Origin of the sequence: Mucilaginibacter metallidurans (assembly GCF_003286435.2) — a bacterium.
Classification (GTDB): domain Bacteria; phylum Bacteroidota; class Bacteroidia; order Sphingobacteriales; family Sphingobacteriaceae; genus Mucilaginibacter; species Mucilaginibacter gossypii.
Genome location: NZ_CP043449.1, coordinates 4,861,813 through 4,873,290, shown reverse-complemented (window position 1 = coordinate 4,873,290; position 11,478 = coordinate 4,861,813). Strand labels below are relative to the sequence as shown.

The 11,478-nt window shown below is 41.7% G+C and carries 10 protein-coding genes; 6 read left to right on the top strand and 4 right to left on the bottom strand.

Features of this window, described 5'->3' with window-relative positions; all coding sequences use genetic code 11:
• Positions 1-73: 73 nt before the first annotated feature.
• Positions 74-1,390 (top strand): alpha/beta fold hydrolase, encoded by a 1,317-nt coding sequence (locus DIU38_RS20545; RefSeq protein ID WP_112654085.1) that lies wholly within the window; start codon positions 74-76, stop codon positions 1,388-1,390.
• A gap of 50 nt (positions 1,391-1,440) precedes the next feature.
• Here the strand turns inward: DIU38_RS20545 and DIU38_RS20540 are convergent, their stop codons facing one another.
• A complete protein-coding gene (locus DIU38_RS20540; protein ID WP_112654086.1) occupies positions 1,441-1,911 on the bottom strand; it encodes a DinB family protein in 471 nt (156 codons plus the stop codon).
• A 137-nt stretch (positions 1,912-2,048) separates the two neighbouring features.
• On the opposite strand from DIU38_RS20540, the gene DIU38_RS20535 reads away from it, so the two are divergent.
• Complete coding sequence (locus DIU38_RS20535; RefSeq protein ID WP_243770693.1) at positions 2,049-3,830, top strand: DUF885 domain-containing protein; 1,782 nt, start codon at positions 2,049-2,051, stop codon at positions 3,828-3,830.
• Between the two features lie 84 nt (positions 3,831-3,914).
• On the opposite strand, the gene DIU38_RS20530 is transcribed toward DIU38_RS20535, so the two are convergent.
• Complete coding sequence (locus tag DIU38_RS20530) at positions 3,915-4,157, bottom strand: hypothetical protein (RefSeq protein ID WP_091173800.1); 243 nt, start codon at positions 4,155-4,157, stop codon at positions 3,915-3,917.
• A 153-nt stretch (positions 4,158-4,310) separates the two neighbouring features.
• On the opposite strand from DIU38_RS20530, the gene DIU38_RS20525 reads away from it, so the two are divergent.
• Positions 4,311-5,231, top strand: a complete 921-nt coding sequence (locus DIU38_RS20525; RefSeq protein ID WP_112654088.1) for a DUF6263 family protein — start codon at positions 4,311-4,313, stop codon at positions 5,229-5,231.
• Positions 5,232-5,294: 63 nt separating this feature from the next.
• Here the strand turns inward: DIU38_RS20525 and DIU38_RS20520 are convergent, their stop codons facing one another.
• Both DIU38_RS20520 and DIU38_RS20515 read right to left on the bottom strand, forming a co-directional pair.
• Positions 5,295-5,636: a hypothetical protein gene (locus DIU38_RS20520; RefSeq protein ID WP_112654089.1), complete on the bottom strand. Its 342-nt coding sequence runs from the start codon at positions 5,634-5,636 to the stop codon at positions 5,295-5,297.
• An 86-nt stretch (positions 5,637-5,722) separates the two neighbouring features.
• Positions 5,723-6,337 carry a TNT domain-containing protein gene (locus tag DIU38_RS20515; protein WP_167516237.1) on the bottom strand — a complete coding sequence of 205 codons (615 nt, stop codon included), beginning with the start codon at positions 6,335-6,337 and terminating at the stop codon, positions 5,723-5,725.
• Positions 6,338-6,533: 196 nt separating this feature from the next.
• Between DIU38_RS20515 and ligA the strand changes: the two genes are divergently transcribed.
• The 3 genes from ligA to DIU38_RS20500 all read left to right on the top strand — a co-directional run bounded on the left by ligA (position 6,534) and on the right by DIU38_RS20500 (position 11,440).
• Positions 6,534-8,546 carry an NAD-dependent DNA ligase LigA gene (ligA, locus tag DIU38_RS20510; RefSeq protein WP_112654091.1) on the top strand — a complete coding sequence of 671 codons (2,013 nt, stop codon included), beginning with the start codon at positions 6,534-6,536 and terminating at the stop codon, positions 8,544-8,546.
• Positions 8,547-8,675: 129 nt separating this feature from the next.
• Complete coding sequence (locus tag DIU38_RS20505; protein ID WP_112654092.1) at positions 8,676-8,906, top strand: hypothetical protein; 231 nt, start codon at positions 8,676-8,678, stop codon at positions 8,904-8,906.
• A gap of 83 nt (positions 8,907-8,989) precedes the next feature.
• The gene (locus tag DIU38_RS20500; protein ID WP_112654093.1) at positions 8,990-11,440 is read left to right on the top strand and encodes a DUF5686 and carboxypeptidase regulatory-like domain-containing protein; all 2,451 of its coding nucleotides are present in this window, start codon (positions 8,990-8,992) and stop codon (positions 11,438-11,440) included.
• The last annotated feature ends 38 nt before the right edge of the window (positions 11,441-11,478 follow it).

Here is an 11,478-nt window from a genome sequence, read left to right as displayed (position 1 = left end):
AAACAAAACAACATGATTTTTTCTTTATTTTCGGCCTCAATACATCATCGCACTGTATATTGAACATTATAACATGAAAAAACTGTATCTGTTTATATTAATTACCTGTTTTGCAGGGAAATTGTTTGCCCAAATGCCACCGGCCAACTATGCTGTGGCTTTAAATAAGTTTAAACAACTATATAACAATAACCAGCCGGATAGCGTGTACAGCTTGTTTGGGCCAGAAATGAAGAAGGCACTTTCACAAGCCGATTTCAAAAGTACAACTGTGCAGTTAAAAACACAATTGGGCTCATTGTTACAGGCTGATTTTGAAAGCTATGAAACCCCGATAGCGCATTATAAAGCTACATTTCAGAAAAGTGTTTTTTTATTAAATCTATCATTAAATGCCGATAATAAATTTACAGGCCTGTCATTGACACCGTACAAAGCGCCGGCTGCAACTGCTGCGCCAAGTACGGCGGCGGCTACAAGCATATCTACCGATCCTTCTTTGGTTGAGTCGCCTGTAACTGTTAAAACTTTATTGGGTTCAATATCCGGAACATTGGCCATGCCTAAGGATGCTAACGGAAAGGTGCCGTTGGTATTGATCATTGCAGGCTCTGGCCCTACCGACAGGGACGGTAACAGTCCTAAATTGGGGCTTCACGCCAATGTTTATAAAATGATAGCTAATGAACTGGGAAAAAAAGGCATAGCATCACTTCGTTACGATAAACGCCTGGTTGGGCAAAGCACAACTTCCATTAAGGAAAACGAGATCAGGTTTGAGGATTATGTAGAAGATGCCGCCGCCTTGCTTAACATGCTTTCGTCAGATGAGCGTTTTTCACGGATAATTATTCTTGGACACAGCGAAGGTTCGTTAGTTGGCATGATGGCTTCGCTTGATGAGCCGATAAAGGGCTTTATATCTGTAGCCGGTGCCGGCGATTCGGCCGATAAGATCCTTACCGAGCAAATGAAATCGCAGCCTGCTTTTATATCAGATGGCTTTAACCGTATGCTGGATAGCCTGAAGCGGGGAAAAACAACTGATAATATCGACCCTGCATTATACTTTATAGCCAGGCCAAGTATTCAAAAATACCTGATGTCGTGGTTCAGGTATAACCCTCAGCGCGAGATCAGGAAGGTAAAAGCCCCGGTATTGATCATCCAGGGAACCACCGATTTACAGGTGACTGTTGGTGACGCCGAAAAGCTGAAAAAAGCAAAGTCGGACGCTATACTTGATATTATCCCTAACATGAACCATGTGCTGAAAGAAGCCCCGGCAGATAAGGAAAAGAACAAGGCAACTTATAATGAGCCTGATTTACCGCTTAAACCGGAGTTTGTAACGGCTATAACTAATTTTGTGCTGAAGACGACAAGGTAATAACACTAAATCCATGTCATTGCAAGCGTAACGCAATGACATGAAAATAATTACCAGGCCGCCAATAACCTTCTGATCATGATGATCTCGGCAATGTGGTAAGCGTTATGATCGGCTGCTTGTAACGCTTCCCGGAGTATAGTTTGCCCATCGCCATGCGGAATTTTTTTATAAATATCCTCGTTTTTCACCATTTCTATTAGCTCTTCCAAATCACTGTCAATTTGTTCAAGGCTATTATCCCAGGCTTCATCATCTTTAGGTGCAAGTTCTTTTGGCCAGTAATCATCGGGCCAGTTTGGTGATTCGTGGCTGCCGTCTTTGCTAAATTCAAGCATATCCCACTGGGCTATCCGGATATGTTCAACCAGTTGCCATATAGTATAAGGAAGTTTATCAACTTTAACCCCACGAAGATTGGACGGTAAACCATCGAGCGCTTTTTTCAGATCAGCATGTGCGTTGCCGCCTTGCAGCAAATGCACAATTTCATTTACTAAAACTTTATGTTCATTATTCATAGGTAATCCAAATTATAACGACTAATTCTCGCACCCCCTTTAGGGGGCCGGGGGCTTAAAGTAACAAATTCGTCGCCGGTTTGATTTATTTGGCTTAAAAGTTTTAAGTTTATGCTTCATTGTAAAACTCATCAGTTGTGGTCAGAAACATATTCTTAAAATTAGCACTCGCCGTTGTTTTATTCATGGTTGCCTTTATCGGCTGTAAAAAAGATGGGGGCAGCGGCACCGGCCCATTGTTAGGGAAGGATGATGAAGCTTTTATTAAATACGAGAACACGTTTCTGGATAACTTCTGGAAGTTGAACCCCGATTGGGCTACCTCTGCAGGGTATCATAAATACGACAGCCTGATGGTGCTTCCAAATGAGCAAAGCCGCGATAAGCTGGTGACCTTTGCCAAATACCAGGTTGATTCATTGAGTCGCTTTGAGGTAAATACCTTGTCTGAAGCTAATAAAATAGATTACAAGATTCTGCAAAATCAGCTTGAATACTTGCAATGGCAGGTGCGCCAGTTAAAACAATATGAGTGGGACCCATCGTCATATAACGTTATCGGTACCTTCGCTTACATCCTGAACGAGCACTATGAGCCTTTGCCTAAACGTCTGCGTCATTTTTATCAGCGCATGTCGTTTATTCCGCAGTATTATAAAGACGCCCAAAAGCAGATTAAAAACCCGGTAGCTGAACTTACCAGTTTGGCTATTGAGCAAAATCTGGGTGGGCTTGATGTAATAGGAAAAGACTTTGCCGATTCGCTTAAGAAAACAAATATCCCCAAAGCTGAGCAAAAGCTAATGACCGACAGGGCTGCGCAGAGCGTTGTTGTCATTAAAGCCTATGCCGATTGGCTTAAAGCTCTTAAAAATGATCACCCAAGAAGTTTCAGGCTGGGTAAGGATTTATATGAGGATAAGTTTAAATACGAAATTGTAGCTACCAACACTGCCGAGAAAATCTACAATGCTGCCGTTGAACGAAAAAAATACATTCACCGTGAGATGACTAAGATCAGCAAGCAACTTTGGCCAAAATACTTTGGTAAACAGGCCGCACCTGCTGATAGCCTGCTGATGATAAGCCAGCTGATAGATACTCTATCATCAAAGCATGTAAAGCCTGAAGATTTTCAGTCGTCAATTGAACAAATCATACCAAAGCTTAATGCCTTTGTTAAAGCTAAAGACCTGTTAACGCTCGATCCGTCAAAACCGTTGATCATTCGTAAAGAGCCTGGTTATATGGCGGGTGTGGCAGGCGCATCTATGAGCGGCCCTGGCCCGTACGATAAAAATGGTAATTCGTACTATAACGTAGGCAGCCTGGCAGGCTGGAGCAAGGAAAAGGCCGAAAGCTACCTGCGTGAATACAATAATTATATTTTACAGATCCTGAGCATTCACGAAGCTGTGCCCGGGCACTATGTTCAGGGAGTATACTCCAATAAAGCCCCAAGTATCATCAAAGCTGTGTTTGGTAACGGTGCCATGGCCGAAGGCTGGGCCGTATACACCGAGCAAATGATGCTGGAGAACGGCTTTGGCAATAACGAGCCGGAAATGATGCTGATGTGGTATAAATGGAACCTGCGTTCGGTATGTAACACCATTTTGGATTATAGTGTTCATAGCGGCAGTATGACCAAAGATGAAGCAATTAAGCTATTAACCCGCGAAGCTTTCCAACAACAGGCCGAAGCTGATGGCAAATGGAAACGCGTTAGCGTAACCAGTGTTCAGCTTACCAGTTATTATACCGGCTATAAAGAAATTATAGATTTGAGGGATGCCTATAAACAAAAAATGGGTGATAAATATAAACTGAAAGAGTTTAACGAAAAGTTCCTGAGTTACGGCAGTGCACCGGTTAAATTTATCAGGGAAGCCATGCTGGCTAAAACCAGCGGAAATTAATTGATAGTCCACGGGTATAAACTCATGGACTATGAACCATGGGTTTATCTCCCATGAACTATCAAATTCTTTTTTATTAACAGCTTACGCGTAATGATTTTTTATCTGATGCTCAAGCTGGGCCATAACGTTTTTCTTTAGCTTACCCTTATAGCAGGTACAGCCGTCCTTATTCAGGTTAAGTTCGGCAATTGTCTTACCCTGGTAAATCACACGGAAATTCCCTGCGTCGTTGGGTAAAATTGCCAAAATACGTTCATCTTCTCCCGAAAAATTGATCAGCACATGAAACTGGTGCTGTGGTATAAATGCTATCTGCTGTAACATAAAAACCTCTCTTTCCGCTAAATTAGGTGTGTGAAAAATTAAAGAGCCGAGCGCAGTATAAAGTTAACGAATTTGTTTTTAATTAATTGTTAGGAATTTTGAGTTTTTTGTAAGAGATATTATAATATATTTAGCGCTTACATATTACCAATCATGAAGAAAATTTTGATGACCGGTTTACTGGCTATAGGAGCGGTAACAGGTTATGGGCAGAAGGTAAAACCGGCTTTAAAACTAATTAAAGACAATAGTTACTACTTGTCTACCACGGCACACTCTGTTGTGAAGCAAACTATAAACGGGCAGGTTAATAATATCGATATGACGATTGACGGCAAAATGTCATTCAAAGTATTAAATGCTAATGATTCTCTTTATTATATGGAAGTTAACTATACCAAAGTGGGTATGAAAATGCAGCTGCCTACGGGTAATGTAACTTTTGATTCTGATAATAAGGATACCACAAATATTATGGCCAGAATCATGTCGGGCATAACCAATAAACCATTTACGGCAACGCTAACCAGAAGTGGCCGGATCAGGTCGATAGAGAACGCCGAGAATATGATCACATCTATGATAGATGGCTTTAAGGAAGTCCCGGCCGAGAAGAAAGAACAGTTAAAAACCCAGCTGAGCCAGTCGTTTGGTTCAGGGGCCCTTAAAAGTAATCTCGAAATGGCTATGTCCGTCCTGCCGGAGGTGCCGGTATCGAAAAATGATAGGTGGACAATAAATAATAACCTGCAGGGAGCAATGAGCGCCAAAATGGTTTCAGTTTATCAGCTGATGGATGTAACACCGCAAAGTTTTGTGATCCACGGCAATGCCACCATAGAAACCGATAATACTGCCGATTATAAAATAGTTAGTAATTTACCAATGAAGTATAACATGAAAGGTACCATGGTGTCGGATGTTATTGTTGACAGGGCTACCGGCTGGATCTCAAGTTCAAAGGTTAAACAAAATATTGACGGCACTGTGGCTATAAAAGATAGCCCGCAGGCACCTGGCGGTATAACCTTCCCCATGAGTATTACGAGCGAAACTTCAACCACCGATCATTAATTAAACCCACATAAACAAAATCCCTGCCATGCCGGCGGGGATTTTGTTTATGTGGGTTCGGTATTATAATATCCAAACCCCTTCAAGATAAACCTTATACCGTTGGGGTTGGAACTCGCCGAAGGCAAAAACATACACGGTATCACCTTTTTTGGCATAGTAAAGCCTGAGCCTGTCGCTGCCTTGATATAGGTTCAAAAAGCCGCCGTCTGTTTTAAAACCCGCGGTTTCAACAATGCTTTTAAAATCGTTGGTACCAATAACATCGGCTAATTTTTCGAAGTTATTATTGGCAAAATCATCAAACTTTACCTCGCCTTGAGGCAGGTTAAAGGTTTTGGTGAACAAGGTATCATCGGTATTATCAAAAAGCAGTGCTCTCGCTATCTCGTATTTTTTGATCATAAAAAGTACATTAAAAACAAATGCCGGTTTAATGGTTGCATAAAGCTATACCATCAAACCGACATTATAATAAGCGATATTTTATTTTATTGTTTTTCTTCTTCTATATAACCTTGTTGTTTAAGATCATTGATAGGGTATGGTACTTCATACTGGATACCTAAGCCCGGTTTACCAAACCATGGAATGATTTTGCCTTCGCGTACTTTTGGGATAGGCTTCAGGATCTTGTAAATTTTGTACGGCTTGCTGAGAGTATTATCCGGCAAAGCACGCATGGGGAAAGGTACGCCTTTTGGCGATACAAAAGTGCCTTTGTCCTGAAAAGTGCCGGTAGAATCGCTATAACCGCCATAGCGGTCAATCAACACACCCTTTTTTAGAGTAATGATGATAAGATTTACTGCGCCACGATTTGGAGGCCAGCCGCCATTAAGGTTGTTGGCGGTAAAGAATTTTTCAAGCGCGTCCCATTTCTCGGTTTTCCAGAGCAGCCAGGCCGAATCGGCAAGGGCTTTTTTATTGCTGGTGTCGGCAAAGTCAGCTACTGAACTTTTAAAGTCATCGTAAGTAATTCCCCGTACCGGCAGTTTGTGATGGTTTGCAGCAGGGTTGTGGGCATGTTTTAGTGGTTTTGTTTGCGCGGTTGCCAAAAAAGGTATCAACCATACTGACAGGATCAGGATTTTTAGTGTTTTCATTCGATGTAGTTTTTGTTTGATAAATCTACTATGTGCGCCGCGTTTATGAAAGAGATTTATCATATTTATTTTATTGGTATTATATGCAATATCATATACTAATTATTGTTATTACCGGCAACAAAAATTATTACCTAAAGCTGGTATTTACCTCGGTAAAAAGGATGAAATAAACTAAATTATTACCTTCGTACCTATGTCATCAGCTGAAACAAAAAAACAAATAGAGGTATTAACCGCCGAACTTAAACAGCACAATTACAACTACTATGTGCTGGCCATGCCAACCATTTCTGATTTTGATTTTGATAAAAAACTGGAGTTGCTTAATAAACTCGAAAAAGAATACCCGGAGTTTGCTGACCCTGATTCGCCAACACAAAAGGTAGGCGGTGATATAACCAAGGAATTTGTAACCGTTAGGCACCGCTGGCCGATGTTATCGTTGGGCAATACCTATAATGAACAGGAACTATTTGATTTTGATCAGCGGATACGCAAAGCCATTGGTGATAACTTTGAGTACGTGTGTGAGCTTAAGTTTGATGGTTTGAGCATGAGCCTAACTTATGAAGACGGCAAACTGGTACGGGCCGTTACCCGCGGCGATGGTGTACAGGGTGACGAGGTTACCACCAATATTAAAACCATTCATACCATACCTAAACGTTTACACGGCGAAGGCTACCCCGGTTATTTTGACATCCGCGGTGAAGTGTTCATGCACCGCAAAGCTTTTGACAGGTTGAATAACGAACGTATCGAAAGCGGGGAGGTTCCTTATGCTAATCCCCGTAACTTTGCCTCAGGCACAGTAAAAATGCAGGATTCGGCAGAGGTGGCCAAACGCCCGCTTGATTGCTTCCTGTACTTTTTGTATACCGAAAAAACTGTATTTAAAACCCATTGGGAAAGCCTGCAGGCTGTTAAAACCTGGGGTTTCCATACCAATGAGCATAGTGAGCTTTGCGCGGATATTAATTGCGTTTTGGAGTTTATTAATAAATGGGATAAGGAACGTTTTAACCTGAGCTATGATATTGACGGCATTGTTATTAAAGTAAATAATTACTCACAGCAGCAGGAGCTTGGCTTTACCGCCAAATCGCCGCGCTGGGCCATATCTTACAAGTTTAAAGCCGAAAGGGTGGAGACAGAGCTCCTTGAGGTGACTTACCAGGTGGGCCGTACCGGTGCAGTAACCCCGGTTGCCAACTTAAAGCCTGTACTGCTTGCTGGCACAACAGTAAAACGTGCAACGCTGCATAACGCCAATGAGATCATCCGACTTGATCTGCATGAGGGTGATACAGTTTTTGTTGAAAAGGGCGGTGAAATCATCCCAAAGATCATTAGTGTAAACCCAGGAAAACGTAAGGCGGATGCCGTGCCTGTTGTTTATCGTGTTACCTGTCCAGCCTGCGATACTCCGCTTGAGCGCAAGGAAGGCGAAGCTGCGTTTTATTGCCCCAATGATGAAGGCTGCCCGCCGCAGATTGTTGGAAAGATGCAGCATTTCATTGGCCGTAAAGCGATGAATATTGATGGGCTGGGTGATGAAACTATCGAAACCTTATATAGCAGAGGCTTCATAAACCACATCAGCGATATCTATGAGCTGCATACCCATGCTGCCGAATTGAAACAGTTGGGCCGTTTTGGCGAAAAATCGATCAATAATATGCTTGATGGTATTGAAACATCCAAAAAAATGCCTTTCGAAAAAGTGCTGTTTGGTTTGGGCATCCGTTATGTAGGCGAAACAGTGGCCCGCAAGCTGGCTTTCCATTTTAAATCGATAGATAAATTAATGGAAGCTTCGGTTGAAGAACTTACGGCTGCCGAAGAGATAGGCGAACGGATAGCTCAAAGCATAATCGAATATTTTGCAGGTGAAATCCATCGGAAGGAAATACAAAAACTAAGGGAGCAGGGCCTGCAATTTATTGCCGAAGAAAAAGAAGTTGTGCTGGCCAGTGAAAAGCTTGCCGGAATGAACTTTATTATATCGGGAACATTTGGCAACTTTTCGCGTGATGAGCTGAAAGATATCATTGAACAAAACGGTGGCAAGATATTGAGTAGTATATCGGCTAAACTTAATTACCTGGTCGCAGGTGAAAATATGGGCCCTGCCAAGTTAGAAAAAGCTAATAAACTTAATATACCTATTATCAGCGATGAAGATTTACTTGCACTGATAAAATAAGCATTCCTGTGTTGTTTATTTTTGTTTATTAGTGATGAATTTTATTTTTTGAGCTCAGAAATTACGTTATTTGTATTACCGAAAGGGCCCCATAATTAATTAAACGTACTAATGTTCGAGTAATTTACTATGGAAAAATTTATACATATACAAGAAAATATCTTTTGTGAACCCTGTAAGGAATGCGGCGAAAGGCCGGTTATAGAACAGGTTAAAGGTAAATTTATTGTGAGGTGCCCTAAAAGCAAATCGCATTATCAAACAAAGCCAGGCCTGGTTGATATTAAGGATTGGAACATCAAAAATAAGCCACACCCGCCTCTTGGCAGCAAAGATACATCAAAGAAAAAGGCATCCTAACCGGATGTCTTTTTACATTATTTAACAATTTAGTGCTGTAACAATCAATTAATAAGTTTCATCTTAGCATAAACATCTGCTTAATGAAGCCAGCCTTAGTTGCGTTATTTTTAATATTCAATTTTTCTTCATATGCCCAGCAATTCAGCATTAGCGGTAAAATAACCAACCAGGAAGGTAAGCCCATCCCCTTTGCATCCGTTTTTATAAAAAATACTACTATAGGAGTATCTGCCAACAGCGAAGGAACTTACTTGCTGCGTTTAAATGCCGGCATGCGGGAAATTCAATATAAAGCAGTTGGCTATGCCCAGCAAAGCAAAATTGTTGACCTTGCGGCTAACCAGGTTATCAACATCAGCCTGCAAACAGAAACTTACCAGCTTAAGGATGTTACTGTGCATGCAGGAGCTGAAGATCCAGCTTATGCAATTATGCGTAAGGCCATTAAAAAACGCAAAACCTATCTTAACGAAGTTAAAGCCTATACCTGCGATATCTACATCAAAGGCTTACAAAAACTATTGGCCGCCCCAAAAACTTTTATGGGTTTTGATGTGCAAAAAGCTACCAGTGAAGCCGGCCTTGATTCAAATCGCCGCGGGATAGTTTACCTTTCTGAGTCGGAATCAAAATATAGCTTTATAAGGCCCGATAAGGTGCATGAGGAACAGGTGTCGTCAAAAGTGTCGGGCCGTAACCGGGCGTTTAGCTTTAACAGGGCATCGGATATGGCGGTTAATTTTTACCAGAACTATGAAACCTGGCGGGGCTTGAGCAACCGCCCGCTGGTATCGCCGGTAGCTGATAACGCCATGTTTTATTATAACTACAGGTACATAGGTACTTCGGTTGAAAATGGCGAAACTATTAACAAGATCCAGGTAAGCCCTAAACGATTGCACGACCCATGTTTTGAGGGATATATTTATATTTTGGATGATAGCTGGCGCATTTACGGGATGCAGCTTTACATCACCAAAAGGGCTAATATCAATTTTGTTGATACCCTTAAAATTAACCAGCAGTTTTTCCCTGTTAGCGAAAAGATTTGGATGACATCCTCTGTTAAATTTGAATTTACAGGAGGTTTGTTTGGATTTAAATTAGGAGGTTACTTTATTTCGATCTACAAAAACTACAACCTCGACCCTGCATTAAACAAAGCCGATTTTAACGAAGTGCTCCGGATCACCAAAGGCATCAGCAAAGACTCAAATTATTGGAATCAGGCCCGGCCTATTCCGCTTACCGGCGAAGAGGTTACCGATTATACCAATAAAGATAAACTCGCCAAAAAACGGGAATCAAAAGAGTACCTCGACTCCCTGGATAAAGCCAACAATAAATTTAAACCGGTAAACCTGCTTTTCACTGGCATCAATACCCGCAATCGATACAAAAAAGAATATTTTCATTACGATCCAATCATCAGCTCCCTGCTTTATAACACAGTAGAAGGTTTGGCTTTTGATTACGGCGCATCGTACAGCAAGCTGACTGATACCGTAAACAACCGCTATTTTATGCTGAGCGGCAAGGTGCGCTATGGCTTCTCCAACCATTTGTTCAATGCTTCGGCAGGTGCGGCTTTCCCGGTAATGCAACGGTTTACGCTGGGTTTAAGCGGTGGTTCGGAGGTAGCTGACCTGAATAACCAGGCTCCCATGTCTACCTTTGTGAATACAGTTCACAGCCTGTTGGCACAACAGAATTTTAAGAAATTGTATCAGAAGCAGTTTGCAGTGGCATCGCTTTCGGGCAGAGTGACCGGCGGTTTGCGCGGTAGCGCATCGGTTGAGTGGGCTAACCGTAAATCGTTATTAAACACGGCTTCATTCAGTGTTTTCGATCCGCACGCCCACCAGTTTACATCCAATAACCCGTTGGATCCTGATCATAATACGCTGTTGTTTGCCGAAAATCAGTCGCTCACTGTAAACTTGCAGGCCAGTTATGATTTTAGTGACAAGTATGAAACTTATCCTTCGGGCAGGCGCTATCTGCCATCCAAATATCCAACCATCAGTTTAAACTATACTAAAGGCATCAGCAATGTATTAGGGTCGGATGTTAATTACGATAAGATCAGCGCCGAGATTTCAAAGGCAGATATTAGTATGGGGTTTTATGGCAGCAGCTCATTTTTTATAGGAGCTGGTAAGTTCCTGAATGCTAAAAGCGTATTCTTCCCCGATTATTTCCACTTTGAAGGCAACGAGGTGCTTTCATACAAGCCGAGGTTAAACCGATTTCTCTTACTGGATTACTACGATTTCAGCACGCCTGATAAATACGTTGAAGGGCATTTTGAACACAACTTTTCTGGTTTCATCACCAATAAGATCCCGCTGATCCGCAAGTTTAAACTGCAGGAAATTGTCGATGTAAATTACCTGTACACTCCCACGCTTAAAAACTATACCGAACTGGGTTTTGGATTGCAATATCTTAATATCCGTTTGATGTATGGCGTATCATACAATGGAGGTACTGAGGCAAAATCGGCAATAAGGCTTGGGATAAGCTTGTAATATGCTAATTATTAATTACACTTAATATGGTGTAGATA

Bases quoted from the DNA above. Each gene is read 5' to 3' on its own strand.
- ligA (WP_112654091.1), top strand. From the start codon at position 6,534: ATGTCATCAGCTGAAACAAAAAAACAAATAGAGGTATTAACCGCCGAA.
- DIU38_RS20530 (WP_091173800.1), bottom strand. From the start codon at position 4,157: ATGTTACAGCAGATAGCATTTATACCACAGCACCAGTTTCATGTGCTG.
- DIU38_RS20500 (WP_112654093.1), top strand. From the start codon at position 8,990: ATGAAGCCAGCCTTAGTTGCGTTATTTTTAATATTCAATTTTTCTTCA.
- DIU38_RS20515 (WP_167516237.1), bottom strand. From the start codon at position 6,337: ATGAAAACACTAAAAATCCTGATCCTGTCAGTATGGTTGATACCTTTT.
- DIU38_RS20520 (WP_112654089.1), bottom strand. From the start codon at position 5,636: ATGATCAAAAAATACGAGATAGCGAGAGCACTGCTTTTTGATAATACC.
- DIU38_RS20525 (WP_112654088.1), top strand. From the start codon at position 4,311: ATGAAGAAAATTTTGATGACCGGTTTACTGGCTATAGGAGCGGTAACA.
- DIU38_RS20545 (WP_112654085.1), top strand. From the start codon at position 74: ATGAAAAAACTGTATCTGTTTATATTAATTACCTGTTTTGCAGGGAAA.
- DIU38_RS20540 (WP_112654086.1), bottom strand. From the start codon at position 1,911: ATGAATAATGAACATAAAGTTTTAGTAAATGAAATTGTGCATTTGCTG.
- DIU38_RS20505 (WP_112654092.1), top strand. From the start codon at position 8,676: ATGGAAAAATTTATACATATACAAGAAAATATCTTTTGTGAACCCTGT.